The following is a 16,602-nucleotide window of genomic DNA, read 5'->3' on the forward strand; positions in this document are numbered from 1 at the left end:
GCTCTTCCACATGACCTCCCGCTGGCGGCGAATCCTCCCGGCCGTCCTGGTCTCCATCCCCATCCTCGCCGTCCTGCTGGCCCTGGGCACATGGCAGGTGCGCCGGCTGCACTGGAAGACCGACCTTCTGGCCCAGATCGCGGCGTCCGAGGCTGCCCCGCCCGTGCCGCTGACCGTCCCGCCGCAGCCCTTTACCAAGGTCCGGGTGACAGGGCGCTTCCGCCATGACCTGGAGGCGGTGCTGGGGGCGGAGGTGCGGAACGGGCTGCTCGGCGCCCGCCTCGTCACCCCTTTGGAGGCGGCGGGGCTGCCGCCCGTCCTCGTGGACCGGGGCTGGGTCCCGTCCGAGCGGCGCAACGCCCCCATCGCCCGGCCGGAGGGGGAGGTGAGCGTGACCGGCTATCTCTCTCCGCCGCATGAGAGGGACATGTTCGCGGCCACGGACGACACCGCCGGGCGCCGCTTCTTCACCGCCGATGCCCGCGCCATCGGCACCGCGCTCGGCCTGCCCGGCACCATGCCGGAGCTGCTGGTCGCCCTGGCCGAGCCGGGCCAGCCGCGCGACGCCCTGCCGCAGCCGGCCACCACCCTGCCGCGGCCGACCAACTCCCATCTCGGCTATGCGATCACCTGGTACGGGCTGGCCTTCTCGCTCATGGCCGTGCTGATCGCCTGGGCCATCCGGAAGGAAGATCCGTGAGCAACGCTGACACCACGGCCTATGCCCGCCTGAAGGACCGCTTCGCCCGCATCGCCACCATCCACGAGGCCTCGGCCATGCTGGGCTGGGATGCCTCCGCCATGATGCCGCCCGGTGGCGGCGCGGCGCGCGGGGAGCAGCTGGCCGTGCTGGCGGGCGTGGCCCATGGCATGCTGGTGGCGCCGGAAGTGGCGGAGGACCTCGCCGCTGCCAGGGCGGAGGGCGCCTGGGACGAGGCGAATCTCGCCCTGATGCGCCGCGCGCATCTCCGCGCCACCGCGCTCCCGCCCGCCCTGGTGGAGGCCACGGCCCGGGCCAATTCCGCCTGCGAGAAGGTGTGGCGCGAGGCCCGCCCGCGTGCCGATTTCGCGGCCGTGCGCCCCTGGCTGGAGGAGGTGGTGAGCCTTCAGCGCGAAACCGCCGCGGCCCTGGGGGCGGCGACCGGCCTCTCCCCCTATGACGCGCTGATGGACACCTACCAGCCCGGAATCGGCGTGGCGGATGTCGAGCCGATCTTCGCGGCCTATGAGGCCTTCCTGGCCGATGCGCTGCCGCGCGCGGAGGCAATCCAGGCGAGCCGCACCGTGCCCGTAGAGCCCCAGGGTCCGTTCCCGGTAGAGGTGCAGCGCGCCCTGGGCCGCCGCCTCTCCGAGCGGGCCGGGCTGGACTACGAGCATGCAAGGCTGGACGAAAGCGCGCACCCCTTCTGCGGCGGCACGCCGACGGATGTGCGGATCACCACCCGCTACACGGCCGATTCCTTCGGCCAGGCCATGCTCGGCATCCTGCACGAGACCGGCCACGCGCTGTATGAACGCGGTCTTCCCGAGGCCTATGCCCGCCAACCCGTGGGCGAGGCGGCGGGGATGGCGGCGCATGAGTCCCAGAGCCTGATCATCGAGATGCAGGCAAGCCGGTCCGACGCCTTCCTGTCCTGGCTCGGGCCGGAGCTGCACGCCGCCTTCGGCGGTGACCCCGCCGCCTATTCCGGCGCGAATCTCGGTCGGCTCTGGCGCAAGGTGGAGCGCGGCTTCATTCGCGTGGAAGCGGACGAGATCACCTATCCCGCCCATGTCATCCTGCGCTTCCGGCTGGAACGGGCGCTGATCGGCGGCGAGCTGCGCGTGGCGGAGCTGCCCGGGGCCTGGGCGGAGGGAATGCAGCGCCTGCTCGGCATCACGCCGCCCGACGATCGCCGGGGTTGCATGCAGGACATCCACTGGCATGATGGCGCCTTCGGCTACTTCCCCTCCTACACCCTCGGCGCCATGGCGGCCGCGCAGCTGATGCAGGCGGCCCGTGCGGCCCTGCCGGGGCTGGACGAGGCGCTGGGGCAGGGGGATTTCGCGCCGCTGGTGAACTGGCTGCGCGTCTCGGTGCACAACCGTGGTTCTCTGCTCGGCTTCCAGGATCTGATGAAGGCCGCCACGGGCCGCCCGCTCGACCCCTCCGCCTTCATGGAGCATCTGGGAGCACGATATCTGAGCTGAGGCCGTTCGGGGCGCTGGCCCCTGCCGCGGGGATGACCTGGATCAGGGGCCGGTCTGGCGCCAGGATGCAGGATGGCCCCGGTGGCGGCACGCTCCACCTCGCGGATACGGTGGACAGGAGACCGATGCAGCAGGACTTCTCCGTGGAGGAGGGCTCGCCCCTCCCGCTTGGTCCGTCCGAAACGGCCGATGGCTTCAACATCGCCGTCGTCAGCCGCCACGCGACGCGCCTTTCGGTCCTGCTTTTTGACGCCTCCGGGGCGATGCTGGGAAGCTTCCCTCTCGATCCCAGGCGCCACCGTACCGGCGATGTCTGGCACCTGCGCCTCGTCGGCGCGCTTCGCGGATGTTCCTACGCGCTACGGGCAGAGGGGCCATGGGCGCCTGAGAAGGGACATCGCTTCGACCCGCACGACCTGCTGCTCGACCCCTATGCCACCGCCATTCTCGGCCCGCCCCTGGCGGGCGAGGCGCGATGCCTGCTGCTCGAGCACCGCTTCGACTGGGCCGGCGACCGTCCGCCCCGCCATCCCTGGCGAGAGACGCTCATCTACGAGACGCATGTGCGCGGCTTCACCATCGGCCATGGCTCGGGCGTGCTCCATGGCGGGCGCTTCCTCGGCGTCGCCGAGATGATCCCCTATCTGCAGGCGCTCGGCGTCACCGCGGTGGAGCTGATGCCGGTGCAGGAGGTGGCGGACGCCCTGCCGCCCGGCCATGCCGGTGCCTCCGCCACTCCGCCGCTGCGGAACTACTGGGGCTATGACCCGATCGCGCTGTTCGCGCCGCGCTCCCTCTACGGCAGCGGCGCCCCGGGGGCAGCGGTCACCGAGTTCAAGACGGCAGCGGTCACCGAGTTCAAGACGATGGTGCGTGAGCTGCACCGCGCGGGCATCGAGGTCATTCTGGATATCGTGTTCAACCACACGGGCGAGGGGGGCGAGAACGGCGCCACCTTCTCGTTCCGCGGCCTCGACAACGCGATCTACTATATCCTCGGGCCAGAGGGCCGCTATGCCGATTACACGGGCTGCGGCAACACGCTGAACTGCAACCACCCCGTCGTCCGCGCCATGCTGATCGACTGCCTTCGCTACTGGGTGACGGAGATGCATGTGGACGGGTTCCGCTTCGACCTGGCCGCCGTGCTCGGGCGCGGCGAGGACGGGGCGCTGATGGCCAATGCGCCGCTGCTGCACCAGATCGCGGAGGATCCCGTGCTGCGTGGCACGAAGCTGATCGCCGAGGCGTGGGATGCCGCCGGTGCCTTCCAGCTGGGCCGCTTTCCAGGCGACCGCTGGGCCGAATGGAACGCGCACTACCGTGACGATGTGCGCCGCTTCTGGCGGGACGACCCGGGCATGGGCGGCGCTTTCGCCACGCGCCTCTGCGGCAGCGAGGACCTCTATGGCGGCCGCGGGCGCGGCTCCCTGGGGCCTCTCCGCAGCATCAACTTCGTCGCCTGCCATGACGGGCCGACGCTCAACGACCTCGTCTCCTATGCGCGTCCGCATAACGAGGCGAATGCCGAGCCGGGCCTGCCGGTAGAGAGCTGGGGCGAGAACAACGGCACCGAGGGACCGACGCGGGACACCGCCATTGAGGCCGTGCGGGGCAGGCAGGTCCGCAACCTTCTCACCACTCTCATGGTCTCGCGCGGGACGCCGATGCTGCTCGGCGGCGACGAGTTCCGTCGCACGCAGCAGGGCAACACGAATCCTTGGTGCCAGGACAATGAGGTCTCCTGGTATGATTGGGAGGATGCGAAGCGGCATGCGGATGTCCTCCGCTTCGTCCGCCGGCTGGCCGCCCTGCGTCGCGCCCATCCCGTGCTCTCGGCGGAGCGCTTCTACACCGAGGCGGAGGTCGTCTGGTTCGGTCCAGATGGCGCGCCGCCGGATTGGCACGGGCCGCGCAACGCGCTCGGCTGCATTATCCGTGTGGGCGAGGGTATGCCAGGCGCGCTCTGCCTCCTCTTCAACGCCTCCCGCAGCACCAGCGCGCAGTTCCCTCTGCCCGAGCCACCTGCCGGGCCATGGCGGATCGCGATCGACACCGCGGCAGCGCCGCCGGCCGATGCGGCAGATCCGGGCGCGGAGCGCCCCGCCCCGCGTGATCCGGTGCTGATCCCGCGCTCCACTCTCGTTCTCGTCTCACGTTGAGGGCCGACCTTGTCCCTGCTCGATCCCTTCCTCGGACCCACGCGCATCGCCTATCTCTCGATGGAGATCGCGCTGAGGCCGGACATCCCGACCTATTCCGGCGGGCTCGGCGTGCTGGCCGGCGACACCGTGCGTTCCTGCGCCGACCTCGAGCTGCCGATGGTCTTCGTCACCTTGGCCAGCAGGGACGGCTATCTGCGCCAGTTCATCGGCGCGGATGGAGGCCAGATCGACGCCCCCGATCCCTGGTCGCCCGAGCGTCATGCGACGGCCCTCGACGCCGCCGTGGCGGTCCGCATCGAAGGGCGGCCGGTCTGGATCCGCCCCTGGCTGTACCTCCATACCTGCCCGCATGGCGGTTCCGCGCCGGTCATCCTGCTCGACACCCGGCTGGAGGAGAACGCGCCGGGGGACCGGGGCATCACGGACCGCCTCTATGGCGGGGATGAGGTGCTGCGCCTGAAGCAGGAGGCCGTCCTCGGCATTGGCGGCGAGCGGATGCTGCGGGCGCTGGGCTTCGAGATCCGCACCTGGCACCTGAATGAGGGGCATGCGGCGCTGGCCCCTCTGTCCCTGCTGGCGCGGCACAGGATAGGCGACGACCGGCCCGCCGCCGGCCCCCTGCGCTACGATCCGGACCCCGTGCGCGCGGCCTGCGTCTTCACCACCCATACGCCGGTGGAGGCAGGCCACGACCGCTTCTCCTACGATCTTGTCGCCCGACTGCTCGGCGATTTCTTCGAGATCGAGCAGCTTCGCCTGGTCGCAGGGCCGGATGAGCTGAACATGACGCGGCTGGCGCTGAACCTCAGCGGCTGGGTGAATGGCGTGGCGGCGCGGCACGCGCAGACCGCGCGGGGCATGTTTCCGGGCTATCGCATCCGCGCCGTGACCAATGGCGTCCATGTGCCGACCTGGACCTCCCCGCCTTTCGCCAGGCTGTTCCAATCCGTCACCCCCGAGTGGGCGCACGACCCGGATGTGCTCTCCCGCATGGACCGGTTGCCGGACGACGCCATCTGGCAGGCGCATGAGGAGGCGAAGGCCGCGCTCATCGATGAGGTGCAGCACCGCTGCGGCGTCACGCTCCGGCAAGACCATCCGATCATTGTCTTCTCCCGGCGCATGACGGGCTACAAACGGCCGGACCTCCTCTTCACCGACCCCGACCGCCTGCGCCGCATCGCCGCGGCGCTGCCGTTCCAGGTCGTGCTGGCGGGCAAGGCGCATCCGCGGGACGAGGGCGGCAAGGCGCTGATCCGGGAGCTGCACGCGCAGGCGCGGGCGATGGCCGACAGCGTCCCGGTCGCCTTTCTCCCGAACTACGAGATGGGGCTCGCGAAGATCATGGTTGCAGGGGCGGATCTCTGGCTCAACACGCCCATGCCGCCGCTGGAGGCCTCCGGCACCAGCGGCATGAAGGCGGCGCTCAACGGCGTGCCTCAGCTCAGCGTGCTGGATGGCTGGTGGATCGAGGCCTGGGAAGAGGGCGTGACCGGCTGGGCAATCGGCGGCGATGGCAGCCGGCCGGAGGAGCACGCCGCGGATCTCTATGCGAAACTGGAAGACGTGGTCCTGCCCCTGTGGCACCATGACCGCCCCGGCTGGACCCGCCTGATGAAGGCCGCGATCGCCCGCATCGGTTCGCGCTTCCACAGCCAGCGCATGATGCGACGCTATGCGAGCGAGGCCTATCTCCGCTGATCCAGCGGGCCCTGAGGCATGCCGTTGATCCATATCAGCGACATGCCGGGGCCTGGTGAGCAGCATGGGGACCGCACCCGCTGGCGGCCCCTGGCCATGGGCTGACAAACGGCGGCGATTTGGAGATCGATGTGCCCGTGGCCGGCGAGGACAGCACCGAAACAGTGGAGCGCGGCAAGGGCGGACTTCCCGTGCCTGTGGCCGAGCGGCCCGTTGTCGCCGTGCCGGCCGGGCAGGGCGGGCCACGCCGGAGCAAGGGGCGGCGGATCACCATCCTGCTGGTCCTGCTCCTGCTCCTCGGAGCAGGGGGCGGTGCAGCCTGGCACTGGTGGCAGGGGCAGCAGGTCCAGCTTCCGCCCGGTATCGCCTCCGGCAACGGCCGAGTCGAGGCGGAGACGGTGGATGTGGCCACCAAGACCGCCGGGCGGCTGGAGGCCGTGCTGGCGGAGGAGGGGGACATGGTCCGCTCCGGCCAGGTCCTCGCCCGGATGGATACGCGGGAGCTGGAGGCGGCGCGACGCCAGGCGCAGGCCCAGATGCGCCAGGCGCAGAGCACGCTGGCCGCCCGCCGTGCCGCCGCCGCCCAGCAGCAGAGCCAGTTGCAGTTGGCCCAGTCCGAGTTCGAGCGCACGCGCAGCCTGCTGCAGAGCGGCTATGCCACCCGGCAGGCCATGGACCAGCGGACGAGCGCGCGGGACAGCGCGGCCGCGGCGCTCAACACCGCCCAAGCGCAGGTCGCCGAGGCCGAGCAGGCCATCGAGGCCGCGCGGGCCGCCATCGAGCGGCTGGATGCGGAGCTGGCGGACAGCGTGCTGACCGCGCCGCGGGACGGGCGGGTGCAGTACAGGCTGGCCCAGGCGGGCGAGGTGCTCGGGGCCGGCGGCCGCGTGCTGACCCTTCTGGACGTCACCGACGTCTCCATGTCCATCTTCCTGCCGACCGAGCAGGCCGGGCGCGTGGCGCCGGATGCGGAAGGGCGGATCGTGCTGGATGCGCTCCCGGGCGTGGTCATCCCCGCCCGGGTCTCCTTCCTGGCCCCCCGGGCGCAATTCACGCCCAAGACCGTCGAGACGCGCTCCGAGCGCGAGCGCCTGATGTTCCGGGTGAAGCTCCGTATCGACCCCGAGCTTCTCCGCGCCCATGCCGAACAGGTCCGCACCGGCCTGCCGGGCACCGGCTATGTGCGGCTGGACCCTGGGACGGCCTGGCCCTCCTGGCTGCAGGCCACGCCGGACCGGCGCTGATGCCCGCCGGGCCCGGCATCGCCTCGCTGGCCGGCGTCACCCAGCGCTATGGCCGCGTCCTGGCGCTGGAGGCGCTGACGCTCGACCTCCCGAAGGGCCAGCTCGTCGGGCTGGTGGGGCCGGACGGGGCGGGCAAGTCCACGCTGCTCTCCCTGGTGGCGGGGGCACGGCGCATCCAGGCCGGGCAGGTCCAGGTGCTGGGTGGCGACATGGGCGACCGCCGCCACCGGGAAGCGGTGTGCGCCCGCATCGCCTACATGCCCCAGGGGCTGGGCAAGAACCTCTATCCCGACCTCAGCGTGCGGGAGAACATCGACTTCTTCGGGCGGCTCTTCGGCCTGGGCCGGGCCGAGCGCGCGGCGCGGATCGAGGACCTGCTGCGGAGCACGGGCCTCGCGCCCTTCCCGGACCGGGCGGCGCGCAAGCTTTCCGGCGGGATGCGCCAGAAGCTCGGCCTGTGCTGCGCGCTGATCCACGACCCGGACCTGCTGATCCTTGACGAGCCGACGACCGGGGTGGACCCGCTCTCCCGCCGGCAGTTCTGGCAGCTGGTGAACCGGATGCGGCAGCGCCGCCCTGAGCTCAGCGTTCTTGTCGCCACCTCCGTGATGGAGGAGGCCAACGCGTTCGACTGGCTGGCCATCATGGATGCCGGCCAGCTGCTCGCCACCGGAACGCCGGAGGCCCTGCTGCGCGACACCGGCGGCGAGACGCTGGAGGACGCGTTCATCGCCCTTCTGCCCGAAAGCCGCCGGGCCGGGCACCGCAAGGTCGTCATCCCGCCGCGCGAGGAGGATGCGACCAGGATCCCCACCATCGAGGCACGTGGCCTGACGCGCCACTTCGGCGACTTCACGGCGGTGGACCATGTCAGCCTCACGGTCGGGCGGGGCGAGATCTTCGGCTTCCTCGGCTCGAATGGCTGCGGCAAGACGACGACGATGAAGATGCTCACCGGCCTGCTGCCGGCGAGCGAGGGCGAGGCGCGGCTCTTCGGCCAGCCCGTGCGCGCCGGCGACGTCGAGACGCGCCGCCGCGTGGGCTACATGTCGCAGGGCTTCGCCCTCTATGGCGAGCTGACGGTGCGCGAGAATCTCGAGCTGCATGCGCGGCTCTTTGGGCTGCCCCGCGCCGCCGCACGCGCACGGATCACGGCGCTGGAGGCGCGGTTCGGGCTGGAGGCGCAGAGCGGGGCTGTTTCGGGGGGGCTGCCGCTCGGCATTCGCCAGCGGCTCTCCCTCGCCGTCGCGGTGCTGCACGAGCCGGAGATGCTCATCCTGGACGAGCCGACCTCCGGGGTGGACCCGGTGGCGCGGGACCAATTTTGGGAGCTGCTGGGGGATCTCGCGCGGCGCGAGGGCGTGACCATTTTCGTCTCCACCCATTTCATGAACGAGGCGATGCGCTGCGACCGCATCTCGCTGATGCATGCGGGCCGGGTGCTGGCCTCGGGATCGCCCCAGGAACTGATCCAGGCGCGGGGCGCGGTGACGCTGGAGGAAGCCTTCGTCGGCTATCTCTCGGACGCGACCGACGAGGCGGCGGACACTGCCGAGGTGATCCCGCCGATGCCAGCCGGGACGGGGCTGGCTCCCCGGGGCGCCTGGCCGCCGCTCGCCCTGCGCCGCCTGGCGGCCCAGGCGCATCGGGAGACGCTGGAACTGCTGCGGGACCGCATCCGCCTGGCTTTCGCCCTGCTGGGCACGGCGTTGCTGATGCTGATCTTCGGCTATGGCATCACGATGGATGTGGAAGGCCTGAGCTTCGCCGCCTTCGACCGCGACCGGACGCCGGAGAGCCGGGCCTATATCCAGGCCTTCGAGGCGAGCCGCTACTTCGTCGGGCAGCCCCCGATCGCGAGCGAGGCGGAGCTCGAGGAACGTCTGCGCGCCGGCCGGCTGAGCGTCGTGCTGGAGATACCGCCGCGCTTCGGGCGCGAACTGGTGAGCGGGCACCGGACCGAGGTCGCGGCCTGGATCGATGGCGCGATGACCTTCCGCGCCGAAACCGTGAAGGGCTATGTGCAGGGCGTGCACGAGTCCTTCCTCGCCGAGCAGGCCACGCGGCTGGGCGGGGCAGCGCCAGCGGCGGCCTCGATCGAGACGCGCTTCCGCTACAATCAGGATTTCCGCAGCCTCTACGCCATGGTGCCGGGCGTGATCATGCTGCTCCTCGTCATCATTCCCGCCATCCTCATGGCGCTGGCCGTGGTGCGGGAGAAGGAGCTGGGCTCGATCACCAATCTCTACGTCACGCCCACCCGGCGGGTGGAGTTCCTGGTCGGCAAGCAGATCCCCTATGTCGTCCTGGCGATGCTCAACTTCCTCGCGCTGGTGGCGGCCGCCATCCTGCTGTTCGGCGTGCCGCTGAAGGGAAGCTTCCTGACGCTCGCCCTGGGGGCACTCCTCTATGTCATGGCGACGACCGGGATCGGGCTGCTCGTCTCCGCCTTCACCTCGACCCAGATCGCGGCGCTGTTCGGGACGGCCATCCTCACCATGGTCCCCGCGACCCAGTTCTCGGGCATGATCATCCCGGTCTCGGCGCTCTCGGGAACGGGCGCGACGGTGGGCGCGCTGTTTCCCTCCACCTATTTCATGGCAATCAGCGCCGGCACCTTCACCAAGGCGCTGGGGATGGCGGACCTCGTCCCGTCGCTGCTCGCCCTCGCGGCCTTCGTGCCGGTGCTCACGCTGCTGAGCGTGCTGGCCCTGCGCAAGCAGGAGCGGTGAGGGGCGTGCAGAAGCTCCGGAACATCCTCTGGCTGGGGCTGAAGGAGCTGCGGAGCCTGGCGGCGGATGTGTTCCTGCTGGGCTTCGTGATCTACTCCTTCTCCTTCACCGTCTATTCCCAGGCGACCGGCGTTTCGCACGAGTTGCGCAGCGCCTCGATCGCCATCGTGGACGAGGACCGCTCGGCCCTCTCCGGCCGCTTTGCCCAGGCTTTCCTGCCGCCCTTCTTCCAGCGCCCGCAGATCATCCCGCTCGCAGAGGTGGACCGCCGGATGGATACGGGGCGCAACACCTTCGTCCTCGATATCCCCCCCGATTTCGAGGCGGACCTCGTCGCGGGCCGGCAACCCGTGATCCAGCTGAATATCGACGCGACCGCGATGATGCAGGCCGGGATCGGCGCCTCCTACATCCAGGAGATCGTCGCGCGCGAGATCGCCACCTTTCTCGGGCGGGAGGCGGAGCCGGCGGTGGAGCTTCAGATCCGCGTCGCCTTCAACCCAAACCTGACGACCTCCTGGTTCACCGGCGTGATGGCCATCCTGAACAACATCACGCTGCTGGCCGTGCTGCTCTCGGGCGCGGCCGTGGTGCGGGAGCGCGAGCATGGGACGCTCGACCACCTGCTCGTCCTTCCCGTCACGCCCTTCGAGATCGCCATGGCTAAGGTCTGGGCGAACGGCCTCGTCATCACCGTGGCCACCGGCCTCTCTCTTTGGTTCGTCGTGCACCGGCTGCTCGGCGTGCCGATCGCGGGCTCCATCCCGCTTTTCCTGTGCGGTGTCACGCTCTATCTCTTCTTCGCGACGGCGGTTGGGCTGCTGCTCGGCACGCTGGCGAGGTCCATGCCGCAGCTCGGGCTGCTCTTCATCCTCGTGGTGCTGCCGATGAACCTGCTCTCCGGCGGCAGCACACCCTTCGAGAGCATGCCAAGGCCATTGCAGCTCGTGATGTCCCTGGTGCCATCCTCGCATTTCGTGAACTTCGCCCAGGCCATCCTCTATCGCGGTGCCGGGCTCGATATCGTCTGGCCACAATTCGTCGCGGTCACGGCCGTGGGGGCCATCATGCTCGCCATCGCCCTCCTGCGTTTCCGGGCGGCCCTGGCGGCCCAGTCCCAGTGATCAGGACGGCCTGACGCTCAACGCCGGTTCTCGAACACCACGAAGAAGGGCGGCCGCTCGAGGGGCGGGGGCAGGACATGGCCCTGCGCGTCGGTCGGGATGCGCCGGCGCAGCACCACGTCCAGCACGTTGCCGCCAATCATGTCGATCGTGCCGCCGCCCGCGCGCACCACGATGTCGCAATGCATGGGCCGGAAGCGGCCCGATTCCATGAGGCGGGACTGCCAGTCCGGCAGCGGGCTGGAAGACCGGTCGGCGCAGACGAGGTCGCCCGGGCGCACCGCATGGTCGGAGGGGTTGTGGGGGATGAAGGCGGCGCCCGCCGGATCGGTCATGGCATTCGCGATCAGCCGGTCGACATAGAGGGCATGGCTGGCCGACGGATCGAAATCCGACCGGGGCACCCCCGCCGCAGCCATGGAATAGCTGATGAAGGCCGCGGACCAGGCGGGGTGGTTGAAGGAGGAGATGGCGACATTGGCCGGCATCACCTCGAAGGGCAGGCCCGAGACGGGATCCAGGGAAGCGGTCTCTGTCATGGGCGCGGTGATCGTGTCGCGGAAATGCCGGTGCGCCGTGATCACCTCCGGCCCCTCCGGGGTGGCGGCCCAATAGCCCATCAGCCGCTCGAACAGCTCGGGCGTCGCATCCGGCGTGCGGTCGAGCGCGAAGGGCCAGCCCTCCACCGCGATCCGTCCCCAGGCCCGCCACTCCCGCTCGGCCTCGGCCACCAGCCGCGCGCCGCTCGGGCCAGCCGGGCCTAGCGTTGGCGCCTCGGCGCGGCGGGGCGGGGATGGCGAGGTGCTGTCGGTCGCGCAGGCGGCGAGAAGAAGGAGGACGAGGAGAGGCATCAGCCGGCGCATGGCCGGATATCGCGGCGCAGCGTGGCCGGTTTCATCGCGTGCGCAAAATGAGGTGCATGCGTTGCCATTGTTCTGAACCGTGGGTCTGCCCCGGGGAGAGGAAGAAGGAATTCTTCCTCTCCCCGGACCCCTCACCATCATCTTCTTCTAGACGTTTGGAATCGCGGGGCTGACGATGCGCCTCGGGCCGATGACCCGAGGCGATTGCAAAGGCAGGAAGGCGCCCTCAACCAGAGTCCCCACTGATCCGGGGGGCTCCACGGCAGTCCGATGGAGTTCCAAGGGCCTCAGGCCCTTGGCGGGCGAGGGCGGAACCCTCTCCAAGGCAGCATCACCCGCTGCCGATGAAGATCCCCGCCAGGAGCACGAGCAGGCCGCCCAGCACGATCTGGATGAGCGCCCCGGTGAAGGGCGTCTCCATGTAGCGCCAGCGGATCCAGGCGATGACGATGAGTTCCACCACCACCACCGCCGCGGCGACGCTGGTGGCAGTCCAGAAGTCAGGGATGAGGTAGGGCAGGGCGTGGCCAAGCCCGCCGATGGCGGTGGCCAGCCCGCAGGCCAGGCCGCGGATCCAGGGGCGCCCGCGCCCGGTGATGGCCCCGTCATCCGACATGGCCTCGGTCAGGCCCATGGAGATGCCCGCGCCGACGGAGGCGGCCAGGCCGACGAGGAAGGTCTCATGCGTGTTCTGCGTGGCGAAGGCCGCCGCGAAGATGGGCGCGAGGGTGGAGACGGAGCCGTCGATCAGCCCGGCGAGCGCGGGCTGCACCACTTGCAGCACCAGCAGGCGCCGGGCGGTCGCGTCCTCGCCGGAGCGCGCGGATTCGGTGAGATGCGTCTGCTCCAGCCGCTCGGCGACGGCCTCGTGCTTTCGCTCGACGAGGGCGAGGTCGCCCAGAAGGCGCCGCACCTCCGTGTCCCGCGCCCGCTCGGCCGCGCGGGTGTAGAACTCGCCCGCCTCCAGCTCCATCAGCGCCGCCTGCCGGCGCACCTGCTCGATTCGCAGTTCCTCCGCCAGCCAGACCGGGTTGCGCTTGAGGAAGCCGCGCACGTCCTGGCGCGTGATGAGCGGTAGCTCCCGGCCGAACTTCTTCTCATAGAGCGAAAGAAGGGAGCGGCGATGCCCATCCTCTTCGGAGGCCATGCCGTCGAAGATCGCGGCCGTGGCCGGGAAGTCATGGCGCAGGCGCATGGCGAAGGTCGCGTAGATGCGCGAGTCCTCCTCCTCATTGGCGATGGCCAGAGCGAGGGTCTCGGCTTCGGTCAGGTCCTCGAAACGCTTCATGCCCCCTCGTAACGCCTCCGGAGCGCCAGCGAAAGGAGAACGAAATCAGGCGCTTAAACGCAATCGGGAGGCATTCTCGATTGCGCCGCCGGTCAGGCCGGAACGGGTACGCGCCCGGCCAGGGGATCCAGCATCGCCTCCAGCATCGCCGGCTCGTCCCAGGCCAGGCCCACCGTCACCACCGTCACCCGCGCGCGGAAGGCCGGGGGGATGCGGACAAAATCCTTGCGGGTGGTCACGGGGATGGCGCGCAGCCGGTCCGCCTCGGCCATCAGTTCCCGCAGGTCGCCGGCATCATAGGGGTAGTGGTCGGCATAGGAGGCGCGCCCCGCGATGATGGCGCCCGACTCCGACAGGGTGGTGAAGAACTTGCGCGGGTTTGCGATGCCGCAGAAGGCGAAGACCGCCTGGCCGGCGAGGCCGCGCGCCTCCGGCCCCGGCACCATGCGGGCCCGCAGCACGGGCTGGCCCGGCGGCAGATGCGCGAGGGCGCCGCACTCGTCCTCCCCGATCAGCACCGCCGCCTGCGCCCGCGCGGCGGCGGCGCGCACCGGTTCCCGCAGGGGTCCGGCCGGGATCACGCGGCCATTCCCGAAGCCGTAGGTGCCGTCGATGGTGAGGAAGGAGAGGTCCTTCTCCAGCGTCGGGTTCTGGAGCCCGTCATCCATCACGATCGCCTGCGCGCCCGCCTCCACCGCGGCGCGGGCGCCGGCGGCGCGGTCCCCCGCGACCCAGGTCGGGTGCTCGGAGGCGAGAAGCAGGGCCTCGTCGCCCACCGCCGTGCTGTCGTGCTTGCCGGGTTCCACGCGCACGGGCCCGCGCAGCTTGCCGCCATAGCCGCGGGTCAGGAAATGCACGGCCACGCCGCGGTTCGCCAGGCGGCGCGCGATGTCGAGCGCGAGCGTCGTCTTGCCCGCCCCGCCGGCCGTCGCATTGCCGCAGCAGATCACCGGCACCGGCGCGTGCCAGCCGGGCTTGGCCACGCGACGCGCGGTGGCCGAGGCGTAGAGGGCGGCGATGGGGGAGAGAAGGATGGGCGCGATTCCGCTGCCATCCCCGGTCCAGAAATCGGGGGCACGCATGGTGCCGTCTGGCGTCCTTATCCTGGTCCCGCGCCAGCCCCTGAGGGGGTGGGCAGGAGAGACTCGATCGCGGCGGCCATCCGTTCCGGCAGGGCTCCGGCATCCGCCGCGATCCGGGCGGCGGCCGTCGTCATGGACCGGGCCCGGTCCGTCCCGGTTAGCACGAGGTGAGCGGCCTCGGCCAGCGCGGCGGAATCCGCCACCCGCAGCGCGGCCCCGGCCGCCAGCATGCGGTCCGCGATGACGGTGAAATTGGCCGTGTGGGGGCCGAGCAGGATGGGGCAGCCCAGCCGGGCGGCTTCCAGCGGGTTCTGCCCGCCATGGGGCACGAGGGAGCCGCCGACGAGCGCCGCCCCGGCGACGCGATAGAGCAGGCCGAGTTCGCCGAGCGTGTCCGCGACGTAGATCTCGGTCTCCGGCCCGGGCAGGGCGCCGGCGGAGCGCAGGGCCAGGCGATAGGAAGCGAGGTCCCGCGCCAGGGCCGGCCCGCGTTCCGGATGGCGCGGAGCGATGATGGTCAGGAGGTCGGGCAGGCGCCGCGCCAGCAGCCCATGGGCCTCGGCGATCTGCGTCTCCTCCCCGGGATGGGTGCTGGCGGCCAGCAGCACCGGCCTTGCGCCGATGGCGGCCCGCAGTGCCGCCAGTGTGTCCTCCCGGGCGGGCAGGGGCCGGGCGGCGAATTTGAGGTTGCCCCAGGCGCGGGCCGATTCCGCCCCCAGGGCCCGCAGCCTTTCGGCATCGGTCTCGGTCTGCGCGATCACCAGCCGGAAGGCGCCGAACAGGCGCCGCGCGACCGCCGGTGCCCGCCCCCACCCCTGGGCGGAGCCGGCGGAGAGGCGGGCATTGACGAGCGCGAGGGGCACGCCCCGCGCGGCGGCGCCGAGGATGAGGTTGGGCCAGATCTCGCTTTCGATGAACACCGCCGCATCCGGCCGCCATCCCTCGAGGAAGCGCGCCACATGCGCCGGCACGTCCAGCGGGGCGTAGCGGTGCTGCACGCGGCCGGCGAGGGCCGGCGGAAGGCGCTCCGCCAGCAGCCGGGCCGCCGTGACCGTGCCGGTGGTGACCAGGAAGCGTAGCGCCGGGCGGGATGCGGCCAGGGCCTCGATCAAGGGCAGTGCGGACTGGCTCTCCCCGACGCTCGCGCCGTGCAGCCAGAGCAGCGGGCCGGCCGGGCGGTCCGCGCCCTCGCCGCGGCGCTCGCGCAGCCGTGCCGGGTCCTCCTTGCCGCGCCGGGCGCGGCGGGCGAGCCAGAGGGGCAGGAGCGGTGCGGCCAGGCTGGTCGCGGCGCGCCAGGCCAGAAGCGGCAGGCTGCCACGCCAGCCGCCCGGGGCGGCGACGGCGCTCAAGCGCGAGGGGCCGCCGCGGCGGTCATGCCACGTCCCCGCGCGGAGCGGGGGCGCCTTCCTGGGCCGCCGCCGGCGGGAAGGAGGGCGGGGCGCGGCGGCCGAGGGCCTGCGCGGCGGCCAGCTCGGCCGCCCCGTCGCGCCCGGCGCGGCGGGCCTCGGCCCAGGCATCGGCGGTGTCGCAAACCTCGGTCAGCGCGGCTTCCACCGCGGCACGCCCGGCCTCGGCGGCATGGGGCGGCACGACGAAGGGGGGATGCAGCACGATCACCCCGCGCGAGAAGGGCAGGGGAATGACCATCCGGTCCCAGGAGCGCAGGCGGAAGGAGCGGGTTGTCGCCGCCGCGTAGGGAAGGACCGGCGCGCCCGAGACGGCGGCCAGCTGGCCCACCCCGGCGGCGGCCACCCGGCGCGGCCCGCGCGGCCCGTCGGGCGTGATGGCCACCACCCCGTCCTTCCGCAGGATCTTCAGCATCGTCCGCAGCGCCTGGCTGCCCCCCTTGGAGGTCGAGCCATAGATCATATCGAGGTCGAAGCGGGCCACCACCTCCCCAATGAACACGCCGTCCCGGTGCTGGGAGACGAGGACCTGGGGCCGCTTGGGGCGGAGCGCCGGCACCAGCCGCTGCATCCCAATCCAGGGGCGCGGGCCGAGGGCGATCCGCTCATGCCAGAAGGAGAGGATGACGGGCCCGGGCTTCTCCCGCAGCGCCGCGATGGCGCCATCGCCCGCCAGCGTCCATCGCGTGGTGCGGTGGACGAGGGCGATATAGAGCCCCAGCAGCCAGGCCGCGGCCGCGAGGAAGCGGGGGTGGCGCGTCAGCCGCCGGAGCATCGGAAGGGTGCCATGGGTGCGGCGCCCGTAGC

Annotated in this window: 12 protein-coding genes; 7 read left to right on the top strand and 5 right to left on the bottom strand. The window is 71.4% G+C overall.

Features of this window, described 5'->3' with window-relative positions:
• Nucleotides 1-10 precede the first annotated feature (10 nt).
• The 7 genes from BUB97_RS01345 (at nucleotide 11) to BUB97_RS01375 (ending at nucleotide 11,156) form a co-directional block, all read left to right on the top strand.
• The gene (locus BUB97_RS01345) at nucleotides 11-700 is read left to right on the top strand and encodes an SURF1 family protein (protein ID WP_073130557.1); all 690 of its coding nucleotides are present in this window, start codon (nucleotides 11-13) and stop codon (nucleotides 698-700) included.
• Nucleotides 697-2,190 carry a carboxypeptidase M32 gene (locus BUB97_RS01350; RefSeq protein ID WP_073130560.1) on the top strand — a complete coding sequence of 498 codons (1,494 nt, stop codon included), beginning with the start codon at nucleotides 697-699 and terminating at the stop codon, nucleotides 2,188-2,190. The genes BUB97_RS01345 and BUB97_RS01350 overlap by 4 nt, the downstream gene beginning before the upstream one ends.
• A gap of 65 nt (nucleotides 2,191-2,255) precedes the next feature.
• On the top strand, nucleotides 2,256-4,352 hold the full coding sequence (locus BUB97_RS01355; protein ID WP_175562528.1) for a glycogen debranching protein: 2,097 nt from the start codon (nucleotides 2,256-2,258) through the stop codon (nucleotides 4,350-4,352).
• 9 nt (nucleotides 4,353-4,361) lie between these two features.
• Nucleotides 4,362-6,056: an alpha-glucan family phosphorylase gene (gene glgP / locus BUB97_RS01360; protein WP_217659542.1), complete on the top strand. Its 1,695-nt coding sequence runs from the start codon at nucleotides 4,362-4,364 to the stop codon at nucleotides 6,054-6,056.
• A gap of 131 nt (nucleotides 6,057-6,187) precedes the next feature.
• Nucleotides 6,188-7,300 (top strand): HlyD family secretion protein, encoded by a 1,113-nt coding sequence (locus BUB97_RS01365; RefSeq protein WP_245818122.1) that lies wholly within the window; start codon nucleotides 6,188-6,190, stop codon nucleotides 7,298-7,300.
• A complete protein-coding gene (gene rbbA, locus BUB97_RS01370; protein WP_073130565.1) occupies nucleotides 7,300-10,032 on the top strand; it encodes a ribosome-associated ATPase/putative transporter RbbA in 2,733 nt (910 codons plus the stop codon). Before BUB97_RS01365 ends, rbbA begins: the two co-directional genes overlap by 1 nt.
• Before the next feature lie 5 nt (nucleotides 10,033-10,037).
• Complete coding sequence (locus tag BUB97_RS01375; protein WP_073130570.1) at nucleotides 10,038-11,156, top strand: ABC transporter permease; 1,119 nt, start codon at nucleotides 10,038-10,040, stop codon at nucleotides 11,154-11,156.
• Nucleotides 11,157-11,173: 17 nt separating this feature from the next.
• On the opposite strand, the gene BUB97_RS26680 is transcribed toward BUB97_RS01375, so the two are convergent.
• The 5 genes from BUB97_RS26680 to BUB97_RS01400 form a co-directional block, all read right to left on the bottom strand.
• Nucleotides 11,174-12,019, bottom strand: coding sequence for a DUF2272 domain-containing protein (locus tag BUB97_RS26680; RefSeq protein ID WP_245818124.1), 846 nt, complete (start codon nucleotides 12,017-12,019; stop codon nucleotides 11,174-11,176).
• A gap of 331 nt (nucleotides 12,020-12,350) precedes the next feature.
• Entirely contained in the window at nucleotides 12,351-13,307 is a 957-nt protein-coding gene (gene mbfA / locus BUB97_RS01385; RefSeq protein WP_073130572.1) for an iron exporter MbfA, read from the bottom strand.
• 92 nt (nucleotides 13,308-13,399) lie between these two features.
• Nucleotides 13,400-14,389 (bottom strand): tetraacyldisaccharide 4'-kinase, encoded by a 990-nt coding sequence (gene lpxK, locus BUB97_RS01390; protein WP_073130576.1) that lies wholly within the window; start codon nucleotides 14,387-14,389, stop codon nucleotides 13,400-13,402.
• A gap of 17 nt (nucleotides 14,390-14,406) precedes the next feature.
• A complete protein-coding gene (locus BUB97_RS01395; RefSeq protein ID WP_175562523.1) occupies nucleotides 14,407-15,738 on the bottom strand; it encodes a 3-deoxy-D-manno-octulosonic acid transferase in 1,332 nt (443 codons plus the stop codon).
• A 22-nt stretch (nucleotides 15,739-15,760) separates the two neighbouring features.
• Nucleotides 15,761-16,570 (bottom strand): lysophospholipid acyltransferase family protein, encoded by an 810-nt coding sequence (locus tag BUB97_RS01400; protein ID WP_073130577.1) that lies wholly within the window; start codon nucleotides 16,568-16,570, stop codon nucleotides 15,761-15,763.
• Nucleotides 16,571-16,602 lie beyond the last annotated feature (32 nt).

Origin of the sequence: Muricoccus roseus (assembly GCF_900141905.1) — a bacterium.
GTDB lineage: Bacteria > Pseudomonadota > Alphaproteobacteria > Acetobacterales > Acetobacteraceae > Roseomonas > Roseomonas rosea.

Coding starts and splice junctions, on each gene's coding strand:
- BUB97_RS01345 (WP_073130557.1), top strand. CDS start 11: ATGACCTCCCGCTGGCGGCGAATCCTCCCGGCCGTCCTGGTCTCCATC.
- BUB97_RS01355 (WP_175562528.1), top strand. CDS start 2,256: ATGCAGGATGGCCCCGGTGGCGGCACGCTCCACCTCGCGGATACGGTG.
- rbbA (WP_073130565.1), top strand. CDS start 7,300: ATGCCCGCCGGGCCCGGCATCGCCTCGCTGGCCGGCGTCACCCAGCGC.
- BUB97_RS26680 (WP_245818124.1), bottom strand. CDS start 12,019: ATGCGCCGGCTGATGCCTCTCCTCGTCCTCCTTCTTCTCGCCGCCTGC.
- mbfA (WP_073130572.1), bottom strand. CDS start 13,307: ATGAAGCGTTTCGAGGACCTGACCGAAGCCGAGACCCTCGCTCTGGCC.
- lpxK (WP_073130576.1), bottom strand. CDS start 14,389: ATGCGTGCCCCCGATTTCTGGACCGGGGATGGCAGCGGAATCGCGCCC.
- BUB97_RS01400 (WP_073130577.1), bottom strand. CDS start 16,570: ATGCTCCGGCGGCTGACGCGCCACCCCCGCTTCCTCGCGGCCGCGGCC.